The 20,836-nt window shown below is 73.1% G+C and carries 21 protein-coding genes, 1 tRNA gene and 1 riboswitch; of the genes, 13 read left to right on the plus strand and 9 right to left on the minus strand.

Annotated elements, in window-relative coordinates:
- Positions 1 to 5 precede the first annotated feature (5 nt).
- From KU893_RS10290 to KU893_RS10315, 6 genes are all read left to right on the plus strand, one after another.
- A complete protein-coding gene (locus KU893_RS10290) occupies positions 6 to 1,658 on the plus strand; it encodes an AMP-binding protein (RefSeq protein WP_218234252.1) in 1,653 nt (550 codons plus the stop codon).
- A gap of 8 nt (positions 1,659 to 1,666) precedes the next feature.
- Positions 1,667 to 2,155, plus strand: a complete 489-nt coding sequence (locus KU893_RS10295) for a peroxiredoxin (protein ID WP_218234253.1) — start codon at positions 1,667 to 1,669, stop codon at positions 2,153 to 2,155.
- A 218-nt stretch (positions 2,156 to 2,373) separates the two neighbouring features.
- Positions 2,374 to 2,445 (plus strand) — tRNA-Val (locus KU893_RS10300).
- A gap of 55 nt (positions 2,446 to 2,500) precedes the next feature.
- Positions 2,501 to 3,112 carry a hypothetical protein gene (locus KU893_RS10305; protein ID WP_218234254.1) on the plus strand — a complete coding sequence of 204 codons (612 nt, stop codon included), beginning with the start codon at positions 2,501 to 2,503 and terminating at the stop codon, positions 3,110 to 3,112.
- 131 nt (positions 3,113 to 3,243) lie between these two features.
- Complete coding sequence (locus KU893_RS10310; RefSeq protein WP_218234255.1) at positions 3,244 to 3,648, plus strand: hypothetical protein; 405 nt, start codon at positions 3,244 to 3,246, stop codon at positions 3,646 to 3,648.
- Between the two features lie 3 nt (positions 3,649 to 3,651).
- Positions 3,652 to 4,530 carry a serine/threonine-protein kinase gene (locus KU893_RS10315; protein WP_218234256.1) on the plus strand — a complete coding sequence of 293 codons (879 nt, stop codon included), beginning with the start codon at positions 3,652 to 3,654 and terminating at the stop codon, positions 4,528 to 4,530.
- Positions 4,531 to 4,549: 19 nt separating this feature from the next.
- On the opposite strand, the gene KU893_RS10320 is transcribed toward KU893_RS10315, so the two are convergent.
- The 3 genes from KU893_RS10320 to KU893_RS10330 are packed head-to-tail and all read right to left on the minus strand — an operon-like array spanning position 4,550 to position 7,096.
- Entirely contained in the window at positions 4,550 to 5,227 is a 678-nt protein-coding gene (locus KU893_RS10320) for a response regulator transcription factor (protein WP_218234257.1), read from the minus strand.
- Positions 5,212 to 6,756 (minus strand): sensor histidine kinase, encoded by a 1,545-nt coding sequence (locus KU893_RS10325; RefSeq protein ID WP_218234258.1) that lies wholly within the window; start codon positions 6,754 to 6,756, stop codon positions 5,212 to 5,214. The genes KU893_RS10320 and KU893_RS10325 overlap by 16 nt, the downstream gene beginning before the upstream one ends.
- Complete coding sequence (locus KU893_RS10330; RefSeq protein ID WP_218234259.1) at positions 6,746 to 7,096, minus strand: hypothetical protein; 351 nt, start codon at positions 7,094 to 7,096, stop codon at positions 6,746 to 6,748. The genes KU893_RS10325 and KU893_RS10330 overlap by 11 nt, the downstream gene beginning before the upstream one ends.
- A gap of 171 nt (positions 7,097 to 7,267) precedes the next feature.
- On the opposite strand from KU893_RS10330, the gene KU893_RS10335 reads away from it, so the two are divergent.
- Positions 7,268 to 8,821, plus strand: coding sequence for an AMP-binding protein (locus KU893_RS10335; protein ID WP_218234260.1), 1,554 nt, complete (start codon positions 7,268 to 7,270; stop codon positions 8,819 to 8,821).
- Here KU893_RS10335 and KU893_RS10340 read toward each other — a convergent pair.
- Positions 8,800 to 9,330 (minus strand): hypothetical protein, encoded by a 531-nt coding sequence (locus KU893_RS10340; protein WP_218234261.1) that lies wholly within the window; start codon positions 9,328 to 9,330, stop codon positions 8,800 to 8,802. The genes KU893_RS10335 and KU893_RS10340 overlap by 22 nt on opposite strands.
- 16 nt (positions 9,331 to 9,346) lie before the next feature.
- A riboswitch (cobalamin riboswitch) is annotated at positions 9,347 to 9,467 on the plus strand.
- Between the two features lie 36 nt (positions 9,468 to 9,503).
- Here KU893_RS10340 and cobN point away from each other — a divergent pair.
- The 5 genes from cobN (at position 9,504) to KU893_RS10365 (ending at position 16,564) form a co-directional block, all read left to right on the plus strand.
- Positions 9,504 to 13,124, plus strand: coding sequence for a cobaltochelatase subunit CobN (gene cobN / locus KU893_RS10345; protein ID WP_246592401.1), 3,621 nt, complete (start codon positions 9,504 to 9,506; stop codon positions 13,122 to 13,124).
- Between the two features lie 97 nt (positions 13,125 to 13,221).
- Positions 13,222 to 13,971 (plus strand): SAM-dependent methyltransferase, encoded by a 750-nt coding sequence (locus tag KU893_RS10350; RefSeq protein WP_257441332.1) that lies wholly within the window; start codon positions 13,222 to 13,224, stop codon positions 13,969 to 13,971.
- Entirely contained in the window at positions 13,958 to 14,320 is a 363-nt protein-coding gene (locus tag KU893_RS10355) for a hypothetical protein (RefSeq protein ID WP_218234263.1), read from the plus strand. Before KU893_RS10350 ends, KU893_RS10355 begins: the two co-directional genes overlap by 14 nt.
- A 124-nt stretch (positions 14,321 to 14,444) precedes the next feature.
- Positions 14,445 to 15,836 (plus strand): cobyric acid synthase, encoded by a 1,392-nt coding sequence (locus tag KU893_RS10360; RefSeq protein WP_218234264.1) that lies wholly within the window; start codon positions 14,445 to 14,447, stop codon positions 15,834 to 15,836.
- Positions 15,833 to 16,564: a cobalt-precorrin-6A reductase gene (locus tag KU893_RS10365; RefSeq protein WP_218234265.1), complete on the plus strand. Its 732-nt coding sequence runs from the start codon at positions 15,833 to 15,835 to the stop codon at positions 16,562 to 16,564. Before KU893_RS10360 ends, KU893_RS10365 begins: the two co-directional genes overlap by 4 nt.
- A 39-nt stretch (positions 16,565 to 16,603) precedes the next feature.
- Here KU893_RS10365 and KU893_RS10370 read toward each other — a convergent pair whose 3' ends face one another.
- On the minus strand, positions 16,604 to 17,041 hold the full coding sequence (locus tag KU893_RS10370) for a hypothetical protein (RefSeq protein WP_218234266.1): 438 nt from the start codon (positions 17,039 to 17,041) through the stop codon (positions 16,604 to 16,606).
- A gap of 45 nt (positions 17,042 to 17,086) precedes the next feature.
- Positions 17,087 to 17,935, minus strand: coding sequence for an SDR family oxidoreductase (locus KU893_RS10375; protein ID WP_218234267.1), 849 nt, complete (start codon positions 17,933 to 17,935; stop codon positions 17,087 to 17,089).
- Positions 17,936 to 18,047: 112 nt separating this feature from the next.
- Here KU893_RS10375 and KU893_RS10380 point away from each other — a divergent pair, with 112 nt between their 5' ends.
- The gene (locus KU893_RS10380; RefSeq protein WP_257441331.1) at positions 18,048 to 18,455 is read left to right on the plus strand and encodes a winged helix-turn-helix transcriptional regulator; all 408 of its coding nucleotides are present in this window, start codon (positions 18,048 to 18,050) and stop codon (positions 18,453 to 18,455) included.
- Here KU893_RS10380 and KU893_RS10385 read toward each other — a convergent pair.
- The 3 genes from KU893_RS10385 to KU893_RS10395 are packed head-to-tail and all read right to left on the minus strand — an operon-like array spanning position 18,400 to position 20,421.
- Positions 18,400 to 19,356 (minus strand): cobalamin biosynthesis protein, encoded by a 957-nt coding sequence (locus KU893_RS10385; RefSeq protein ID WP_218234268.1) that lies wholly within the window; start codon positions 19,354 to 19,356, stop codon positions 18,400 to 18,402. The genes KU893_RS10380 and KU893_RS10385 overlap by 56 nt on opposite strands.
- The gene (locus KU893_RS10390; RefSeq protein ID WP_218234269.1) at positions 19,353 to 20,171 is read right to left on the minus strand and encodes a CbtA family protein; all 819 of its coding nucleotides are present in this window, start codon (positions 20,169 to 20,171) and stop codon (positions 19,353 to 19,355) included. The genes KU893_RS10385 and KU893_RS10390 overlap by 4 nt, the downstream gene beginning before the upstream one ends.
- Positions 20,172 to 20,184: 13 nt before the next feature.
- Positions 20,185 to 20,421 carry a CbtB-domain containing protein gene (locus KU893_RS10395; RefSeq protein WP_218234270.1) on the minus strand — a complete coding sequence of 79 codons (237 nt, stop codon included), beginning with the start codon at positions 20,419 to 20,421 and terminating at the stop codon, positions 20,185 to 20,187.
- Positions 20,422 to 20,836: the final 415 nt, after the last annotated feature.

Raw genomic sequence — 20,836 nt, forward strand, 5'->3', positions numbered from 1 at the left:
GGGGTATGGGGAAGCTCGCGCATCTGGTCGCCGACCGGGTCAAGGACACCGGAACAAGCCTCAAGATCCTGACCGAGTCGGGGATCGTGCGCCCCTACTCGCCGCTCGTGATCGCCGGGATGGCGAACGCCCTGCGCCGCTGGAGCACCACGCCCGCGGGCGGGTTCAAGAGCATCGCGCTGCGCATGCCCCAGCAGGTCGCGATCATCGACGAGCGCGGCTCGCTCACCTTCGGTGAGCTCCAGGAGCGCACCAACGCGCTCGCCCACGGGCTGCGCGCCCGCGGCGTGAAGCCCGGCGACGGCGTCGCCGTCATGTGCCGCAACCACCGCGGCTTCATCGAGGCGTCCATCGCGATCAGCAAGCTCGGCGCCGACGTCCTCTACCTCAACACCGCCTTCGCCGGCCCGCAGCTGGCCGAGGTCATCGGGCGGGAGAAGCCGCGCGTCGTCGTCCACGACGAGGAGTTCACCGGACTGCTCGCCGGCGCCGACATCGCCGACCGCGTGCTCGGCTGGACCGACGGCGAGGCGGGCGACGACAGCCTCGAGGGCATGATCTCCGCCGGCCTCGCGGCCGGCCGTACCGCGGACCTCGCGCCCCCGGGCACCAAGGGCCGGACCATCATCCTGACGTCCGGCACCACGGGCACGCCGAAGGGCGCGCCGCGCCCCCAGGGCGGCCTGCCGGCGGCGATCTCGCTGCTGTCGCGGATGCCGCTCAAGAGCGGCTGGAAGTGCCACGTGGCCGCGCCGCTGTTCCACACCTGGGGTTTTGCCCACTACCAGCTCGCGATGATGCTCGGCACCACGCTCGTGCTCACCCGCAGGTTCGACCCCGCTGACGCGCTGCGCATCCTCCACGAGGAGGAGTGCGACTCGTTCGCGGTGATCCCGGTCATGCTGCAGCGGATCCTCGCGTTGCCGCAGGAGACCCTCGACCGCTACCCGCTGCCGCACCTCAAGGCCGTCGCGTCCTCCGGCTCCGCCCTGCCCGGCGACCTGCCGACGCAGTGGATGGACCGGTTCGGCGACAACCTGTACTCGGTCTACGGCTCCACCGAGGTCGCCTGGGCCTCGATCGCCTCCCCGCAGGACCTGCGCGAGGCGCCGGGCTGCGCCGGGCGGCTGCCGCACCAGACCGTCGTCCGGATCCTCGACGCCGAGGGCCGTGAGCTGCCGGTGGGGCAGTCGGGCCGGATCTTCGTCGGCAACAGCCTGCAGATCGACGGCTACACCGGCGGCGGCGGCAAGGAGATGGTCGACGGCCTGATGTCCTCCGGCGACGTCGGCCGCTTCGACCACGAGGGTCGGCTCTACGTCGAGGGTCGCGACGACGAGATGATCGTCTCCGGTGGCGAGAACGTCTTCCCCAAGGAGGTCGAGGACTGCCTCGCCGCCGACGACCGGGTCGCGGAGGTCGCCGCCATCGGCGTGGAGGACCCCGACTTCGGCAAGCGGCTGCGCGCCTTCGTGGTCCGCGTCCCCGACGGGGAGCCGGTCTCGGCCGACGAGCTCAAGGACCTGGTCAAGCAGAACCTGGCCCGGTACAAGGTGCCGCGCGAGATCGTCTTCCTCGACGAGCTGCCCCGCAACGCCACTGGCAAGGTCCTCAAGCGCGAGCTGGCCGCCATCGCCCCGACGGACACCGCCCCGTGAGGCCGGACGTGGCAGGGCCGCCCAGCGCCGCGACCGGCATCGAGCTCGGGGGACTCGCCCCCGACTTCACGCTGCGCGACCAGTTCGGCCAGGACACCACCCTGTCGTCGTACCGCGGGGTCAAGGCGGTCGCGCTCGTGTTCTACCCGTTCGCGTTCAGCGGCGTGTGCAGCGGTGAGATGCACGGCATCCGCACCCGCCTCGACGAGTTCCTCACCTTCGACACCGAGGTGCTGGCGATCTCCTGCGACCCGGTCTACGCGCTGCGGGCGTTCAGCGACGCCGACGGCCTGAACTTCGGCCTGCTCAGCGACTTCTGGCCGCACGGCGAGGTCGCGCGGGCCTACGGCGTGTTCGACGAGCGTGGAGGCAGCGCCGAGCGGTCGTCGTACGTCGTCGACAAGGCGGGCCGGCTGACCTGGTCGGTGCACAACCCCAAGCCCGCTGCCCGCAGCGCCGACGAGCTGCTCGCCGCCCTGCGTGCGGCCGCTGTCTAGACGTTCGACCGGGCGGCATAGTCCATTTGAGTCATTTTTCAACCAATTTTGCGCGACCGGTTGGAGCGACGGCGGCTGGCCGCTATTGTTCTACTCGTTGAACCGCTGGTGACCCGAGACGCCGGCGGTTCAACTCATTTTTGCCGCGTGCTGCAGGTCGGCGGCACTGGGCGTTTCGGTCCTGTGGTGCGCTCTTCGGTACGCTGTCCCGGCTTTCCGGGCGTATAGCTCAGCGGTAGAGCCCCTCGCTTACAACGAGGTGGTCGGGGGTTCGATCCCCTCTGCGCCCACCGGCCCAAGCGGTTTTGGTGACGAGTCATCGACAACTGTGCGAGGGTGAGCGCCATGTCGATCTCGATGACGCGGGCCGTTCCCGCCGTCCTGCTGTCCGTCCTCCTCTCCGGGAGCACGCTCGCGCTCGCCGCGCCGGCACACGCCGACCGGTGGACGTACGACGACGCCGCGGGCGACGTGACCCGCACCGTCGAGACCGACACCTCGATCTCGCTCGAGACGCTGCCGGAGCAGGCGAACGGCGACATCACCCAGGTCGTCGTGGAGCATCGCCGGACGAAGGTGGTCCTCGAGCTGCGGACCCGCGCCCGGGTCACCGGGTTCTTCGGCGTCAGCGCGGTGCTGCGCACGCCCGGTCATCCCTTCATGATGATGTCGATGCGGGCGCCCGGGTTGGGTGGGACGGACCTGATGGACTTCAGCCCGCACAGCAAGGACGGCACGGTCCGGTGCCCCGGACTGAAGCGCAAGTTGCTGGCCGGACACACGACCATCCGGTTCGCGATCCCGCGCTCGTGCCTCGGTCACCCGCGCTGGGTCCGGGTCGGGGTGTCGATGGTGGCGGGCAGCATGTTCTCCGCGGAGATCAACGAGGACGACGGCCTGCGCACCGCGATGACGCTGAGTGGCATGCCCGCGATGTCGCCGAAGATCAGGCGCTGACCAGCTCGACGGCCATGGCCGCACCCTAGGAGATGAGAACCCTCTCATCGCGGACTCATGCCTGCCTCACCCCGGTTCGGGAGGGTGGCTGCGTCGACGGACGTCGACGTCCACCGATCGAGGAGGTACCCATGCACAAGCCCCTGATGGTCGCGATCAGCAGCCTGGCCGGCGTCACGGCGGCCGGCGTCGCCGTGAGCGTGCTCGCCTGGCCGGCCCAGGCCAGCGGCGACGACACGCAGCTGGCGTTCAAGCGCGAGCAGGACACGCCCGACGTCGTCCTCGTCGACGACGACGACCCGGACGACGACCCCACCGGCGCCGACACCGGCACCCGTACCCGCACCGGCACCAGCACCGGCGCGGTCACCAACACCCGCGGCGACGACAGCCGCACCGGCGCCCGCAGCGGCCGGGACGACAGCCGCACCGGCCGGGCGGTGCGGGACTGGACCAACGACGGGCCTGGCCCGAAGGTGCGGGACTGGACCCGGAACCACACCAACGACAACAGCCGCCACAACACGCGCGGCTGAGCGATGAGCACCCCGCTGTCCTCCTGGGGCTTCGCCGAGGGTGACGCGATCACCCCCGAGCTGACCGCGCTGCGGTCGCTCGGGGGTGGCTCGGCGTACGAGGCCGTCCTCGCCTTCGACGAGGTCACCTACGGACCCGTCGTCGTCAAGGTGGTCCGCCCCGCCGAGGTCGACGACGAGCACACCCTGGCCGGCCTGCTGCGGGAGGCGACGGCGCTCGACGTGGCGCACCACCCGGTCACGGTGCGATGCCTGCGGCACGACGTCGCCGGGCCGCGACCGCACCTGGTGCTCGAGCACGTGGAGGGCCCCAGCCTGTCCCGGCTGATCCGCCGGCACCGACGGCTCTCGCCGCAGCAGTACCTGCCGCTCGCGGTCGACCTCGCCTCCGCGCTGCACTTCTTCCGGCACGCCGACGTGTGCCACCTCGACGTCAAGCCCAGCAACGTGATCATGGGCGCGCCCGCCCGGCTGATCGACTTCTCGGTCGCGCGCCAGGCCGCCCACGCCGCCGAGCTGACCGGGCACATCGGCACCGATGCCTACATGGCGCCCGAGCAGGCCGCTCCCGGAGGCGCGTACGGCGTGCCCGGCCACGCGAGCGACGTCTGGGGTCTCGGGACGACCCTGTTCCACGCGATCGCCGGCTACCGCCCGTTCCGCGACGGCGTCCCGAACGCCGCCGAGCCCGCCGACCGGTTCCCGCAGCTCGTGGACCCGCCGGCGGAGCTGCCGGGCGACGTACCCGCGGCCGTGGCGAAGCTCGTGCACGCGTTGCTGGAGCCCGACCCCACCGACCGGCCGCTGCCGCGCGAGGTCGCCGAGGCGCTCGAACCCGAGCTCGCCGCCCTGCCCGCGCCGCGCCTGCACTGGAAGGGTTGAGCTTCCCGTTCCTGGCAGGTCAACGTTCGAAGCGGTAGCCCATCCCGCGCACCGTGGTGATCGAGCGGGCGCCGAGCTTGCGGCGCAGGTAGCCGACGTACACGTCGACGACGTTGGAGCCGGGGTCGAAGTCCAGGCCCCAGACGTGGTCGAGGAGCTGCTCGCGGGAGAGGACCTGGCCGGCGTTGCTCAAGAAGATCTCGGCGAGCGCGAACTCCCGTGCCGAGAGCTCCACCTCGCGCCCGGACACGGTGGCCCGGCGGGTGCGCAGGTCGAGCTCGACACCACCGGAGACCAGCGGCTCGGCCGCGCCGTTCGACGCGGTCGCCCGGGTCGCGGCCTGCCGCAGCCGCAGGCGGACCCGGGCGCTCAGCTCGGCGAACCGGAACGGCTTGGGCATGTAGTCGTCCGCGCCGCCCTCGAGCGCGGAGACCGTGTCGGTGACCGAGTCGCGGGCGGTGAGCACGATGACCGGGATCCGCGAGCCCTGCGAGCGCAGCTGGTCGAGCAGCTCGAAGCCGTCGATGCCGGGCAGGCCGATGTCGAGGACCACGAGGTCGACGTCCCCGGCCAGGGCGTGGTCGAGGCCGGTCGTGCCGTCGGCGGCGACGGTGGTGCGGTGCCCCTCCGCGCGCAGGCCCTTGGCCACGAACGAGGCGATCCGCTCCTCGTCCTCGACGATCAGGATGTGGGCCACGTCAGCACCTGGGTCTGCTCGGCATCGCCGGGGGGCGCGCCGGGGGAGGCCGGCGGGACGGGGGTCGGGAGGACCGCGGGTACGTCGAGCACGAACCGCGCGCCGGACCGCGCGTCGGACCCGGCGCCGCTGCGGTCGACGTACACGGTGCCGCCGTGGGCCTGCGCGATCGCGTTGACGATGGACAGCCCGAGCCCGAAGCCCTCGTCGCCGTCCGGGACCGCGGCGCGGCCGAACCGCCCGAAGATCCGGGCCTCGTCGCCGGGCGCCACACCGGCCCCGTCGTCGTGCACCCAGCAGCGCAGGGTGGAGCCGACGACGGCCGCGCCGATCGCGATCCGGCCGCGCGGCGCGGTGTGCTTGACCGCGTTGTCGGCGAGCGCGAGCAGCGCCTGGGTGATCCGCTGGCCGTCGAGGACCAGCTCGGCCGGCAGCTGCGGCGACGCCTCGAGGACCCAGGTCCGCTCGCCGAGGGCGCTGGCCTTGGTGAGGACGGCGGCGAGCAGCGCGGACGGGTCGGTGGGGCTGGGGGCGAGGAAGTCGGGCCGGTCGCTCTTGGCGAGCACGATCAGGTCGCCGACCAGGCGCGCCATCCGGTCGACCTCGTCGAGCAGCAGCGCCCGGGTCTCGGCGACCTCCTGCGGATCGCCGGTGTCGAGCAGCTCGAGGTGGCCGCGCAGCACGGTGAGCGGGGTCCGCAGCTCGTGGCCGGCGTCGTCGAGGAACTGCCGCTGGCCGGCGAAGGCGTGCTCGAGACGGTCCAGCATCCCGTTGACCGTGCGGGTGAGGGCCGTGATGTCGTCGTTGCCGCGTTCCGGCAGCCGCCGCGCCAGGTCGGTCGCGGTGATCGAGTCCGCAGCGAGGTGCAGGGTGCGCAGCGGCCGCAGCAGCCGCCCCGAGACCCAGGCCGCGGTCGCGGTGACCAGCACGGCGGAGAGCAGGGCGACCACCAGGTAGGTCCGCATGGTCTGGCCGAGCTCGCTGCGGTCCTCGGCGAGGTAGGTGACCACGAGCAGCGCGCCGCGCTGGCTGCCCTGCGCGACCGGCTGCCCGGTGATCCGGACCTCGCCGCGGTCGGTGTCGAGGTAGGTCGTCCCGCCGTCGACGACCACGGGCGCCACCGCCTCGCGGAAGGCGGGGTCGTCGACCAGGTCGTCCGCCGGGAACTGCACGAGCGTCCCGTCGCCCACCCAGCCGACGAGGAGCTCGTCGTCGTCGGGCACGTTGCGGGTCAAGAAGCCCTCGAGCAGGTCGCGGACGGTGGCGAAGTCGCCGGTGCGCTGCAGGGCGACGAACTCGTCGAGCTCCTGCTCGACCTCGCGCTGCATGGTGTCGGCGAGTGCGTGGCCCTCGACCCAGTAGACGATCAGGCCGGCGCCCGCGAGGGCAGCGGTGACCAGGACCGCGACGGCCGCGGTGATCCGGGTCCGGACGGACAGGCCGGCCCGGCCCGGTGGGTCGGTCGCGGGACCAGGCGCGGGACCAGGCGCGGGACCAGGCGCGGGAACGGTCGGCGGATCAGTCGTCATCGTGGCCGCGGTCGCCCCGGTCGTCGTCGCCGTCGTCCCCGCTGTGACCGCGCCGGTCGTCGCCGTCCTCGTCGCGGCCGTCGTCATCGTCGTCGTCGTCGAGGTCCGGCTGGGGCGTGATCACCTCGGCCTGCGGGGTGGTCGGCTGCTCCGCCGGCGTCGGGGGCGCCGCGGGTGTGGTGGGGGTCGTCGCTGTCTCGCCGGGGGGCACCGAGCCGAGTTCGATGGGCGCCCGCGCGGGCGGCTCCTCGGCACCCGCGCCGACCACGGCACCGGCCGCGAAGCCGGCCAGCACCATCAGCGCTGCGACCGGCAGCAGGATCTTCCACGCGCGACTCATGACCGGATCATCCTGCCCGATCGTGGACGCTGCGTGAGAGGTGGATGAGAGTCCTCTCATCCGGGCGACCCCCTCTTTCGAAGGGGGCGCGAGGAGGGACGGGGGCCTAGGGTGGTGACAGTCACATCCGGGTCACTCGCTGACCCGCGTCCGAGCCCTGGGAGGCCCCGCGTGTTCGTCCCGTTCAGCGTCAACGACTTCCTTGCCCGAGCCGTCCAGGTGTACGGCGAGCGGGTGGGTGTCGTCGACGAGCCGACCCAGCCCGCCCCGAGCCAGGGCGAGCTCACCTATGCGCAGATCGGCGAGCTCGCCCGCCGCCAGGCCGCGAAGCTCGACGAGCTCGGCATCGGCGTGGGGGAGCGGGTCGCGATCGTCAGCCACAACAGCAGCCGCCTGTTGACCTCGTTCTTCGGCGTCAGCGGCTGGGGCCGGGTCCTGGTGCCGGTGAACTTCCGGCTCAGCCCCGAGGAGGTGCAGTACATCGTCGACCAGTCCGGGTCCCGGGTGCTGTACGTCGACCCCGAGATCGCCGAGCACCTCGCGGGCGTCACCTGCGAGCACAAGTTCCTCCTCGGCGACGACGAGGACCTCTACGCGGCCCCGGGTGCCGAGCCGCGGGCGTGGGAGCACGACGAGACGGCGACCGCCACGATCAACTACACCTCGGGTACGACCGCCCGACCCAAGGGCGTGCAGATCACGCACCGCAACATCTGGACCAACGCGCTGACCTTCGGTCTGCACGCGCAGGCCAACGACCGTGACGTCTACCTGCACACCCTGCCGATGTTCCACGCGAACGGGTGGGGCTGGCCGTTCATCGCCACCGGTGTCGGCGCCAAGCACGTGGTGATCCGCAAGATCGACGGCGCCGAGATCCTGCGCCGGGTGCGCGACCACGGCGTGACCGTGATGTGTGCGGCGCCCGCGGTCGCCGCGGCGGTCCTCGAGGCCGCGCAGACCTGGGAGGGCGAGATCCCCGGCCGGGACCGGGTGCGGATCATCATGGCCGGCGCCCCGCCGCCGACGAAGACCGTGATCCGGGTCCAGGAGGAGCTCGGCTGGGAGTTCATCCAGATCTACGGCCTCACCGAGACCTCGCCGCTGCTCACCTTCAACCGCACCCGCGCCGAGTGGGACGACCTGAGCGCCGAGGACCGAGCCGGGAAGCTGACCCGCGCGGGGGCGCCGGCGATCGGCGTCACCCTGCGCATCGACGAGTCCGAGGAGGGTGCCGGCGAGGTGCTGGCCCGCTCGAACGTGATCCTCGAGGGCTACTGGGAGAAGCCGGAGGAGACCGACGCCGCGCTGTCCGGCGGCTGGTTCCACACCGGCGACGGTGGCGTGCTCGGTGACGACGGCTACCTCACCATCGCCGACCGCAAGAAGGACGTCATCATCACCGGCGGCGAGAACGTCACCTCGATCGAGGTGGAGGACACGCTCTTCTCCCACCCGGCGGTGGCCGAGGTCGCCGTCATCGGCGTCCCGAGCGAGAAGTGGGGCGAGACCATCAAGGCGCTCGTCGTGCTCACCGCCGAGTCGAGCGCCGACGCGGAGATGGAGGCCGAGCTGATCCGCTGGTGCAAGGACCGGCTCGCCGGCTACAAGTCACCGACGTCGATCGAGTTCCGCACCGAGCTGGCCCGCACCGCGACCGGCAAGCTGCAGAAGTTCAAGCTGCGTGCGCCCTACTGGGAGGGCTACAGCCGCCAGGTGAACTGATCGGCGGCGACCAGCGTGGCGGCCCAGCCTGCGGCCTGCCACGCGGTCGCCGTCGCCTCCGCCCAGCCGGGGGCCGTCGACGCGACGACGTCGACCGCGGTGTCTGCCGGCGCAGATGGGGGCGCGGCCAGCGGCCGCCCGCTGATCGGGTCGACGAGGTCGGCTGCGCCGTCGACGCAGGTCACCCGGCGCAGGCCGATGCCGAGGCGCCGCTGGTGCTGGGCCAGGCTGAGCGCCGCGATCCCGGCGGCGCCGTACCCGACGACGGAGAGCTGGTCCGGCGGGTGCACCGCCGATCCCCGGGCGTAGCGCACGGAGCGGAGCAGGTCGCGCCCGTCCTCCCACGTCGGTACGACGACCCGGATCCCGCTGCGGGTGGCGATCCGGCTCGCCAGCGCGCCGACGGCGTCGGCGTCCGTGCGGACCGCCGGGTGCCACAGGAGGAGGGTGTCCAGGTTGGGGTGACCGTGCACGGCCACGGGGAGGCCGGGCGCCTGCTGATCCTGCATGCCACCACCGTAGGCTGAGCCTCCACAGGTCCGCGGCCCAGGAACCCGGTGTGAGACCGGGGCGGTTCCGCCACTGTGATCCCTGCCGCGACCAGCGGTGGGGAGAGCCAGACACTGGCCGCGGACGACACCTACCGATGAGGGGCGCGAACCCCGAGGAGGCCTTGAGCGTCATGGCGCGCATCGCACTGCTGTCCACGTCCGACACCGACCTGCTGTCCGCGCGCACGAGTGGTGCCGACTACCGCTGGGCCAACCCGAGTCGTACGGACCGCGACGGCCTCGTCGCCCTGGCCACGGACGCCGACCTGGTGCTCGTCCGGCTGCTGGGCTCCCCGCAGCAGTACGACGCCGAGCTGGCCGCGCTGCGCGGCACCGGCCGTCCGCTCGTGGTGCTCGGCGGCGAGCTGACGCCCAGCGCCGAGCTGATGGAGGCCTCGAGCGTGCCGGTCGGGATCGCCGCGCAGGCGCACCGCTACCTGGCCGAGGGAGGTCCGCGCAACCTCGCCGAGCTGCACCGGTTCCTGTCCGACACCGTGCTGTTGACCGGCGAGGGCTTCGAGGCGCCCGAGGTGATCCCGGCGTGGGGGATCGTGGAGCGGGAGCGTCTCGATACGCCGTCGCTCGTTCCTCACGACGGCTACTCGACGAGCTCGGGTACGGCGAAGGTCGGCGTGCTGTTCTACCGGGCCCACCAGGCCAGCGGGAACACGGCCTTCGTGCACGCGCTGTGCGACGCGATCGACGCGACCGGCGAGGCCGTCGGCGTGCCGATCTTCGCCGGCTCCCTGCGTTCCGCGCCCGACGAGCTGTTCACTGCGCTCGGCGACCTCGACGCGCTGGTCGTGACCGTGCTGGCCGCCGGGGGCTCGACGCCCGCCTCGGTCAGCGCCGGCGGAGAGGACGAGACCTGGGACGTGGAGCGGATCGCCGCGCTCGACATCCCGGTGCTGCAGGGCCTGTGCCTGACCAGCAGCCGCGCGGAGTGGGAGGAGTCGGACGACGGCGTCACGCCGCTCGACTACGCCAACCAGGTGGCGATCCCCGAGTTCGACGGGCGGATCAGCACGGCGCCGTTCTCGTTCAAGGAGATCGACCCCCGTGATCCCGCCGGGCTGCCGTCGTACGTCGCCGACCCCGAGCGCGCGGCGCGCGTCGCCGGGCTCGCGGTCGGCTACGCCCGGCTGCGGAAGGTGCCGAACGCCGAGAAGCGGATCGCGCTGATGCTCTCGGCGTACCCGACCAAGCACTCCCGGATCGGCAACGCCGTCGGCCTCGACACCCCGGTCTCCGCGGTGCGGATGCTGCGCCGGCTGCGCGATGCCGGGTACGACGTCGGCGACGGCTTCGGCGTGCTGGACCTCGACGACGACACCGTCGCCGGCGACACCCTGATCCACGCACTGATCGCCGCCGGCGGCCAGGACGAGGAGTGGCTGACGTCGGTGCAGCTCACGGACGCGCACGTGCGGATCTCGGCCGAGGACTACGCGACCTGGACCGCCGACCTGCCCGACGACCTGCGCGACGCGATGGTCGAGGCGTGGGGGCCCGCGCCGGGCCGGCTGTTCGTCAACGACAGCGACGAGATCGTGCTCGCCACCCTGCAGGCCGGCAACGTCGTGCTGATGATCCAGCCGCCCCGGGGCTTCGGGGAGAACCCGGTCGCGATCTACCACGACCCCGACCTGGCGCCCTCGCACCACTACCTGGCGGCGTACCGCTGGGTGGAGCACGGCTTCGGCGCCCACGCGGTCGTGCATCTCGGCAAGCACGGCTCGATGGAGTGGCTGCCCGGCAAGAACGCCGCCCTGTCGGCGTCGTGTGCCACCGACGCGGCGATCGGCAGCATGCCGTTGATCTACCCGTTCCTCGTCAACGACCCCGGTGAGGGCGCGCAGGCCAAGCGCCGCGCGCATGCGACGATCATCGACCACCTGGTGCCGCCGATGGCGCGCGCGGAGGCGTACGGCGACATCGCGCGCCTCGAGGGCCTGCTCGAGGAGTACGACAAGATCTCCGCGATGGACCCGGCCAAGCTCGCCGCGATCCGCGGTGAGATCTGGCAGCTGATGCACGCCGCCGAGCTGCACCGCGACCTCGGTCTGGACGAGCAGCCCGAGGACGACGACTTCGACGACTTCCTGCTCCACGTCGACGGCTGGCTGTGCGAGATCAAGGACGTCCAGATCCGCGACGGGCTGCACGTCCTCGGCCAGGCGCCGGAGGGGGAGGCGCGGGTCAACCTGGTGCTCGCCATCCTGCGGGCAGCGCAGGTGTGGGGCGGGCAGGCGCAGGCCGTGCCGGGCCTGCGCACCGCGCTGGGACTGGCGCCGGACGCCCCGACCGTCGAGGTCGACCGGGTCGAGGCCGAGGCGCGGGCCCTGGTCGAGGCGATGGAGAAGTCCGGCTGGGACCCGGCCCGTGTCGCGGACCTGCACCAGGATGCCGACGTACGGCGGGTGCTGGCCTTCGCCGCCACCGAGGTGGTGCCGCGGCTGTCGCGGACCACCGACGAGCTCGACCACACGCTGCACGCGCTGGCCGGCGGCTTCGTGCCCGCCGGCCCGTCGGGCTCGCCGCTGCGTGGCCTGGTCAACGTGCTGCCGACCGGACGGAACTTCTACACGGTCGACCCGCGTGCGGTGCCCTCGCGCCTCGCGTGGCAGACGGGCCAGGCGATGGCCGACTCCCTGCTCGAGCGCTACGTGTCGGACGAGGGCGCCTACCCCGAGTCGGTGGGCCTCTCGGTGTGGGGAACCTCGGCGATGCGTACCTCCGGTGACGACGTGGCCGAGGTGCTTGCGCTGCTCGGCGTGCGCCCCGAGTGGGACGAGGCCTCCAAGCGGGTGCACGCGCTGAGCGTCGTACCTCTCGAGGAGCTCGGCCGGCCGCGGATCGACGTGACGGTGCGGATCTCCGGCTTCTTCCGCGACGCCTTCCCGCACGTGGTGGCGATGCTCGACGACGCAGTCCGGATGGTCGCCGAGCTCGACGAGCCGCTCGAGGCCAACTTCGTGCGCGCCCACGCGCAGGCCGACCTGGCCGAGCACGGCGACGCCCGGCGCGCCACCACCCGGATCTTCGGCTCCAAGCCGGGCTCCTACGGCGCCGGCATCCTGCAGGCCGTCGAGTCCGGCTCCTGGCGCGACGACGCCGACCTCGCCGAGGTCTACACCGCCTGGGGCGGCTTCGCCTACGGACGCGGCCTCGACGGCGTACCCGCCTCCGACGACATGCGGGCCAACTACCGCCGGATCAAGGTCGCCGCCAAGAACATCGACACCCGCGAGCACGACATCGCCGACAGTGACGACTACTTCCAGTACCACGGCGGCATGGTCGCCACGATCCGCGCGCTGACCGGCACTGCCCCCCGCGCCTACGTGGGGGACTCCACGACGCCGGACGCCGTGCGCACCCGGACCCTGCAGGAGGAGACCAACCGGGTCTTCCGCGCCCGCGTCGTCAACCCGCGCTGGATCGGCGCGATGCAGCGCCACGGCTACAAGGGCGCCTTCGAGCTGGCCGCGACCGTCGACTACCTGTTCGGCTTCGACGCCACCGCCGGGGTCGTGCACGACTGGATGTACGAGTCGCTGGCCAAGGAGTACGTGCTCGACGAGACCAACCAGGAGTTCCTGCGCCGGTCGAACCCGTGGGCGCTGCGCAGCATCGTCGAGCGGCTGCACGAGGCGAAGGACCGTGGGCTGTGGGCGGCTCCTGATCCCGACGTGCTGGCCGCCCTCCAGGCGGCGTACCTCGAGGTCGAGGGCGACCTGGAGGACCGATGAGTGCCGCTCGGGATGTTGCGGTTTGGGACCAAACCGCAACGACACGCCGTACGAGGCTGCGGTTTGTGCCCAATCGGCGCCTTGCCGGAGCAGCCCGGTGACCGCCGCCGAGGTCCGCATCGTCGGCTTCGGGATGGGGCCGCAGCACGTCACGCCGGAGGCCGCCGCGGCCCTGGCGGGCTGCGACTACGCGCTGGCCGTGGCCAAGAGCGCCGCGGATCCGCTGCTGGCCGTCCGGCGGGCGGTGGCGTCCGAGCACGGGCTGGAGCTGGTCGTCGTACCGGACCCGGAGCGGGACCGCTCCCCGGGCCTGGACCGCGCGGGGTATCAGGGCGCCGTCGCCGACTGGTACGCCGCCCGGCTGGCCGCCTACCGCGACGTGCTGTCGGCGCGGGGCGGCGTGTGCGCCTTCCTGGTGTGGGGCGACCCGTCGCTGTACGACGGTGCGATCCGGGTCTTCCAGGAGCTCGGCGTCGCGTACGACGTGCTGCCCGGGATCAGCGCGCCGCAGGTGCTGGCCGCCCGGCACGGCATCGTGCTGCACGAGGTCGGACAGCCGGTGCACGTCACGACCGCGCGCCGGCTGCGGTCCGACGTCGCTTCGGGGCAGCGCAACCTGGTCGTCATGCTGACCGCGGGGGTCGACCTCGACGGCTTCGAGGACTGGACGATCTGGTGGGGCGCCAACCTGGGCGGCGTGGGGGAGCGGCTCGTGTCCGGTCGGGTCGGCGCGGTGGTCGCGGAGATCGAGGCGGCGCGGGCCGCGGCGAAGGCCGAGGCCGGCTGGGTGATGGACCTGTTCCTGCTGCGGGCGCCGGCGACCGGGGGCGACGATGGCGCTGCCTGAGCGTGACGTGCTGCTGTGCCGCGACTGCTGCTGCGGCACCACGAAGAAGCACCCGGACGCCGACCACCGCGGCCAGCGCGACGAGATCGAGGCGCTCGACGACCCGGCCGGGCGGCGGGGGCCGCGGGTGCGGGTGCGGGTGGTCGACTGCCTCGACGAGTGCGACCGGTCGAACGTCGTCCTCGTCCGGGACTTCACCTGGTTCCCCGGTGGCCGGCGGCCGAAGGACACCTGGCTCGGCGGCGTGCTGTCGCCGTCGGCCACGGATGCGGTCGTCGACTGGGTGCGCGAGGGTGGGCCGGTGCCGACCACGCTGCAGCGCCACGTCTTCCGGGGGAAGCGCGGATGAGTCCCACGGGCCCCACGCGTCACCGCCGGGATGCGATTCCTGCGCTTGTCAGGTGTTGCAACCCCCGACAAGCGCATGAATCCCCGGATGTCCGGGGATCCATGCAGCTCCCCGGGAGCGCGCGATGAGCGGCCGCGCACTCCTCGTCGCGGGGATGACCTCCGACGCGGGCAAGAGCGTGCTGACGACCGGGCTGTGCCGGGCGTTCGCGCGGCGGGGGATCCGGGTCGCGCCGTACAAGGCGCAGAACATGTCGAACAACTCGATGGTGGTCCGCGGGCCCGGCGGTGAGGCCGGCGAGATCGGGCGCGCCCAGTGGGCGCAGGCGATCGCGGCCGGGGCCGAGCCCGAGGTCGCGATGAACCCGGTCCTGCTCAAGCCGGGCAGCGACCGGCGCAGCCACGTCGTGCTGATGGGGCAGCCCGACGGCGAGGTGTCGGCGCGCAACTGGCACGACGGCCGGGCGCGGCTGGCCGCCACCGCCTTCGAGGCGTTCGACGACCTGCGCTCCCGCTACGACCTCGTCGTGGCCGAGGGCGCCGGCAGCCCGGCGGAGATCAACCTGCGCGCCACCGACTACGTCAACATGGGTCTGGCGCGGCACGGCGACGTGCCGACGATCGTGGTCGGCGACATCGACCGCGGCGGCTGGTTCGCCGCGGCCTACGGCACGCTGATGCTGCTCGACCCGGAGGACCGGGCGCTGATCAGGGGGTACGTCGTCAACAAGTTCCGCGGCGACGTCGACCTGCTCCGGCCGGGTCTCGCCGACCTCGAGCAGCGCACCGGCCGGCCGACGTACGGCGTGCTGCCGTGGCACCCCGACCTGTGGCTGGACTCCGAGGACGCGCTCGACCTTGCCGGCCGCCGGGCCGAGGTGGGGGCCGGCGTGCGGAGGGTCGCGGTGGTGCGGCTGCCGCGGATCAGCAACTTCACCGACGTCGACGCGCTGGGGCTGGAGCCGGCGCTGGACGTCGAGTTCGTCTCCGACCCGGCGCGGCTCGCCGACGCCGACCTGGTCGTGCTGCCGGGGTCGCGTGCGACGCTCGCCGACCTGGCGTGGGTCCGCGAGCGCGGGCTCGACGCCGCGATCCTGCGTCACGCCCGGGCCGGCCGCCCGGTGCTGGGGATCTGCGGGGGCTGCCAGATGTTGGGCCGGCGGATCGAGGACCCCGACGGCATCGAGGGCACGGCCGGCGCCGGCGCCGACGGGCTCGGCCTGCTGGACCTGACCACGCGGTTCGGTGCGGAGAAGCGGCTGGTGCTGCACGAGCCGGCGGGCTACGAGATCCACCACGGCCGGATCAGCGGCGAGACCACGGCGGGAGCGGTGACCGGGACGATGGTGCACGGCAGCCTGGAGGACGACGCCACCCGGGCGGCGTACCTCGCCCAGAGCCTCGGTGTCGCGAGCGGCGCCTCCTTCCCGGCGGCGCGCGCGGCCCGCCTGGACCTGCTCGGTGACCTCGTCGAGGAGCACCTCGACCTCGACGCGATCGTGGAGCTGACCCGGTGAGCGGGCCGCGGGTGCTGCTGCTGGGCGGCACGGGGGAGGCCCGTGAACTCGCCACGCGGCTGGTCGACGCCGGCGTCCCCGTCGTGTCGTCGCTGGCCGGCCGGGTCGCCCGGCCCCGGCTGCCCCTCGGTGAGGTCCGGATCGGCGGCTTCGGTGGCGTCGCCGGCCTGCAGGCGGCGCTGGCCGACTTCGACCTGGTCGTCGACGCCACCCACCCGTTCGCGGCCGGCATCTCGCGCAACGCCGCGGCCGCCTGCGCCGCGTCGGGAAAGCCGCTGATCCGGCTGCAGCGGCCGGGCTGGGCCGACCGCGCCACCCCGTCCTGGATCTGGGTCCACACCCACGAGCAGGCTGCGACCGTCGCCGGCGAGCTCGGCAGCCGCCCGTTCCTCACCGTCGGGCGCCAGGAGCTCGCCCGGTTCGTGCCGGCGCTCGCCGAGCGCCAGGTGCTCGCCCGGGTCGTCGACCCGCCCGACGTCGAGATCCCGCCCGCGTGGGAGCTGCTGACCTCACGCGGGCCCTACACGCTCGCGCGCGAGCTGGACCTGATGGCCGACCGGGACGTCCTCGTCACGAAGGACTCCGGCGGCGAGCACACGTGGCCCAAGATGGAGGCCGCCGCCGAGCTGGGCATCCCCGTGGTCGTCGTACGCCGGCCGGCCGCGCCGGAGGGCGTCAGGACGGTGCCCGACGTCGACGCGGCGATGGCCTGGCTCGTCGAGGTGTAGCCGGAGGTTTCGAGGCTCGGCGCTGGCGCGCCTCGCACCTCAACCACCGGCAGCGTCGGGCCTGCGCTCGTGGCCGGGCCGGCCGTGGGTACGCCGGTCCTCCTTCATCTCAGCTTCGTAGAGGTGCCGGCGGCCCGCGACGAGCGCGTCGCGGGCCTCCTGCTCGAGCTGCTTGAAGTCGGCGTAGTAGCCGTCGTCGTACTCCTCGACGACCTGGAAGGTCCACCGGCCGTGCAGCACGTTGCGGCCGACGAGCGCGGTCTGCAGCCGGTCGGCGAGCTCGGTGTGGCCGGCCTCCCGGAGCTGGTCGACACCCTTGCCGAGGGTGAGGTCGGCGGTGCCGCTCATCCGGTGGAACGCGTAGAGGTGCCCGCGGGCGACCTCGACGGCCTCCAGCGCCTCGGAGATGTTGCCGAGCGCCTCGACCGTCAGGTCGTCGACGCCGTCGGGACGGACGTGCTCCTCATCGATCGCCATGCATCGGTGATGCCCGCGACCGAGGAGGAGCACACGCCCAGGATCTCAGCGGGCTGCGCGCAACGCCTCGGCGAGCGAGGTCGCCGGGCGGCCGAGCAGCTCCGCGAGGTCGGTGGGCTCGACGTACAGCTCGCCCCGGCCCAGGCCCAGGTCGGCGTCGGCGAGGGTGGCGGCGAAGGGCTCCGGCAGGCCGGCGGCGACCAGGACCTTCGTCAGCTCGGCGGCCGGGAGGTCGGTGTAGGTGACGTCCTTGCCGAGGACCTCGCCGAGCGTCGCGGCGAGCTCCTTGAGGCTGAACGCGGCGCCGCCGAGCTCGTAGACCTCCTTCGGCTGCTCGAGCAGCAGCGCTGCGGCCGCCGCCTCGGCGAGGTCGGCGCGCGTGGCGGCGCTGACCTGACCGTCGCCGGCGGCCCCGAGGACGGTGCCGTGCTCGGCGTACGTCGCGAGCTGGTCGGTGTAGTTCTCGAGGTACCAGCTGTTGCGCAGGAAGGTGTGCGGCAGCCCCGAGGCGAGGATCGCCTCCTCGGTCGCCCGATGCTCGGCGGCGAGCGCGAGGCCGCTGGTGTCGGCGTGCGGGATGCTCGTGTAGGCGAGCAGGCCGACGCCGGCGGCCTGCGCCGCGTCGATGACGTTCTGGTGCTGGGGCAGACGGTGGCCGACCTCGCTGCCGGAGATCAGCAGCACGCGGTCGGCGCCCTCGAACGCGGCGGCGAGGGCGGCGGTGTCCGCGTAGTCGACCTTGCGGGTGGTGACGCCGAGCGCGGCGAGACCGGCGAGGCGCTCCTCGTCGCGGCCCAGCGCGACGACCTGGTCGGCCGGGACGCCCTTGGCGAGGAGGGACGCGACGACGTGGCGGCCGAGCTGGCCGGTGGCTCCGGTGACGACGAGGGACATGGTGGGGTTCCTTCCGGGAACGGGGTGGGGTCGTGCTTGTCGACGTCCTCAACGGGCCGTTCGGGAAGTTACTTCCCATTGGTTAGTACGCACTTTGAAGTAAGGTACTACCGTGGCGGAAAGTACCGAGACGATCTTCGAGCAGGTCCCCGGCGGCGTGTTCCCGGCCGCCTGCTCGAGCCGGGTGCTGCTCGACCACGTGATGAGCAAGTGGGGCGTGCTGGTGCTCGTCTCGCTCACCGACGGGCCGCAGCGCTGGAGCGACCTGCGCCGCCGGGCGCAGGGGATCAGCGAGAAGATGCTGGCCCAGACCCTGAGGACCCTCGAGGCCGACGGCCTGGTCCACCGCGAGCAGCAGCCGGTGATGCCGCCGCGGGTCGACTACAGCCTGACCCCGCTCGGCGAGGAGCTGGCCGAGGTGCTGGTCCCGCTGCTGCGCTGGGTGGGCCGCAACGCCGAGGCGATCATCGACGGCCCCGCAGGGACGCCGGGGCCGGTCGCCCCGGCCGACGCCGGCTGAGGAGCGCTGCCACCACGACCGCCGCGGCGCCGACCCGCCGGGCCAGCACGCGGGCCCGCTCCAGGTCGGCCCGGTCGGGCGCCGGTCCGCTGCCCAGCACCGCACGGTGCTCGATCCGGCCGGCGTAGTCGTTGGTGCCGCCGAGCCGGACACCCAACGAGCCGGCGAAGGCGGCCTCGACCGGCCCGGCGTTGGGGCTCGGGTGGGCCGCGGCGTCACGACGCCAGGCCCGAAGCGCGCCGCGCCGGTCGGGGCCCAGGACCGTGGCGAGCGCGGCCGCCAGTCGCGAGCCGGGCAGGTTGAGCAGGTCGTCGAGGCGCGCCGCCGCCCAGCCGAAGCGCTCGTAGCGGGCGCTGCGGTGCCCGACCATGGCGTCGAGGGTGTTGGCGGCGCGGTAGCCGAGCAGGCCCGGTAGGCCGGCGACAGCACCCCACACCAGCGGCGCCACCACCGCGTCGGAGGTGTTCTCGGCCAGCGACTCGAGGGTCGCCCGGACGACCTCCGACTCGTCGAGCTCCCGGGTGTCGCGGCCGACCAGGTGGGTGAGCTGCACCCGCGCCTGTGGCAGGTGGCCGGCCGCGAGCAGGCGGGAGACCTCCGCGGCCTCCCGGTCCAGGGAGGTGCCGCCGAGCACCGCCCAGGTCGCGACGGCTGTACCGAACGTGCGGGGAAGCGGCCCCGGGAGGGCCCGCTGCGCCGCGACGCCGAGGACGACGGCACCGCCGACCAGGACGCCGACGTGGACGACTCCCGCGGAGCGGGCGTCGCGCCACAGGCGTCTCTCCAACGCCGACGCCAGGTGGCCGAAGCCCGCCACCGGATGACCCCGCCGCGGATCGGCGAGGAGCCGATCCGCGGCGTATCCGAGCAGGAGACCCGCAGCCCTCGCGCCGGCCCTCACAGGCTGGCGGCGAGCTCGCGCCGGGCGAGGTCCGCCGCCGCACGGTCGTGCATCCGGCCGACCAGGACGGTCAGGCCGACGCCGATGCTCGCCCACAGCGCGGCCAGCGTGACCAGCGAGGAGCGGCGGAAGTACCAGAGCGTGTCGGCCGGGAAGTCGCCGAGCTCGTTGACCGTCGGCAGCAGGAGGCCGGTGCCGGTCACGACCACCAGGTAGACCCCGGCGCCCACGAAGGCGGCCGTCCAGCCGTCGTACCGGGCCCGGAGCCGGTTGGCCAGCACGACCACCGCGATCGCGGCGAGCACGGAGACCAGCAGCAGGGCGAAGTACGACGCCGTGCGGCCGCCGATCGTCTCGCCGCTGCCGACCGCGGGCGGCGTGGCGGGGTACTTCGTGAACGGCACGAGGGTGACCGCCACGAACCCGACCAGCGCCACCAGCGCGGTGGATCCGCGTGCCGACAGACCGAGCCGGCCGAGCACGGCGGCCGCGGCCAGCGCGGCCAGGCCGCCGAGGGCCGCACCGATGGCGAGGGTGCCGGTCAGCAGCCCCCAGCTCTTCTGGTTCTCGCGCGAGATCTCGACCATGCCGTCCTGGCCGGCCGGCTCCTGCGCTTCCTCGGCGTGCTCGGGGTGCTCGGCGGGCGGCTGCGCGGCCGCCGCCTCCTCGAGCGCGATGGCGTCGTCGACGTACGGCTCACCGAGGGCGAACGCCACGACGAAGGCGATCAGGCCGGCCGCCAGCCCCACCGCGAGCCCGCGGAGGAGGAAGGCAGCCGGGCTGAGGACAGACCTGTCCCTGGGAACGGTGCCCACGAGGGGATCCGGCTCAGTGGCAGGGGTAGCCGAGCAGGTGCCGCGCGTCGTGGACCCACTCGTGCACCGCGTTGCCGGCGAACAGCGAGAGGGCGCCCTGGTCGGCGCTCACGAAGAAGATCGCCAGCATGGCGAGCAGGCCGAAGAAGACGACCCAGGTGCCGAGCTGCAGCAGCGGGACGGCCGGGACCTGGATGGCCGGGACCTGGATGGCCGGCGCGGCGAGAGGGGTGGCAGAGGACTGCGACATTGTTGCCTCCTCAGGGATTCAGCGTCCCTGGTCAATGGGTGTGAGGTGTGTGCAGACACTCGTTCCTGACTTCACCGCACCCGATCCCTGCTGTGGTTGCTGGGGGCGGAGGCGGTGTCACAGTAGCGCGACTGTGCCGGAGTCTCACCGGCTTCCTCGTGCCTGCTCGAAGGACTCTAGGGCATCGCGCGTCCTCGTGGCGGGAGTGACCGGATCGCGTCGGGGTCCACGTGTTCGCGGGAGGTGTCCTCCCAAAGGACTATTGCGGTCGCGGAGACGCCTCTGGGATCGTCTGACCGGCACTTGCCGGACACCATGGGGGACAACACAACATGCGTGCGTGGGGACTCATCTGTGTGCTTTCGATCGGCCTGTCCTTGGGTGTGTTGTCCGGCTGCGGCGAGGGCGAACCGGA

Source organism: Nocardioides daeguensis, assembly GCF_019192965.1.
GTDB lineage: Bacteria > Actinomycetota > Actinomycetes > Propionibacteriales > Nocardioidaceae > Nocardioides > Nocardioides daeguensis.

Bases quoted from the DNA above. Each gene is read 5' to 3' on its own strand.
- KU893_RS10290 (WP_218234252.1), top strand. From the start codon at position 6: ATGGGGAAGCTCGCGCATCTGGTCGCCGACCGGGTCAAGGACACCGGA.
- KU893_RS10305 (WP_218234254.1), top strand. From the start codon at position 2,501: ATGTCGATCTCGATGACGCGGGCCGTTCCCGCCGTCCTGCTGTCCGTC.
- KU893_RS10310 (WP_218234255.1), top strand. From the start codon at position 3,244: ATGCACAAGCCCCTGATGGTCGCGATCAGCAGCCTGGCCGGCGTCACG.
- KU893_RS10315 (WP_218234256.1), top strand. From the start codon at position 3,652: ATGAGCACCCCGCTGTCCTCCTGGGGCTTCGCCGAGGGTGACGCGATC.
- KU893_RS10325 (WP_218234258.1), bottom strand. From the start codon at position 6,756: ATGACGACTGATCCGCCGACCGTTCCCGCGCCTGGTCCCGCGCCTGGT.
- KU893_RS10330 (WP_218234259.1), bottom strand. From the start codon at position 7,096: ATGAGTCGCGCGTGGAAGATCCTGCTGCCGGTCGCAGCGCTGATGGTG.
- KU893_RS10340 (WP_218234261.1), bottom strand. From the start codon at position 9,330: ATGCAGGATCAGCAGGCGCCCGGCCTCCCCGTGGCCGTGCACGGTCAC.
- cobN (WP_246592401.1), top strand. From the start codon at position 9,504: ATGGCGCGCATCGCACTGCTGTCCACGTCCGACACCGACCTGCTGTCC.
- KU893_RS10355 (WP_218234263.1), top strand. From the start codon at position 13,958: ATGGCGCTGCCTGAGCGTGACGTGCTGCTGTGCCGCGACTGCTGCTGC.
- KU893_RS10360 (WP_218234264.1), top strand. From the start codon at position 14,445: ATGAGCGGCCGCGCACTCCTCGTCGCGGGGATGACCTCCGACGCGGGC.
- KU893_RS10370 (WP_218234266.1), bottom strand. From the start codon at position 17,041: ATGGCGATCGATGAGGAGCACGTCCGTCCCGACGGCGTCGACGACCTG.
- KU893_RS10375 (WP_218234267.1), bottom strand. From the start codon at position 17,935: ATGTCCCTCGTCGTCACCGGAGCCACCGGCCAGCTCGGCCGCCACGTC.
- KU893_RS10395 (WP_218234270.1), bottom strand. From the start codon at position 20,421: ATGTCGCAGTCCTCTGCCACCCCTCTCGCCGCGCCGGCCATCCAGGTC.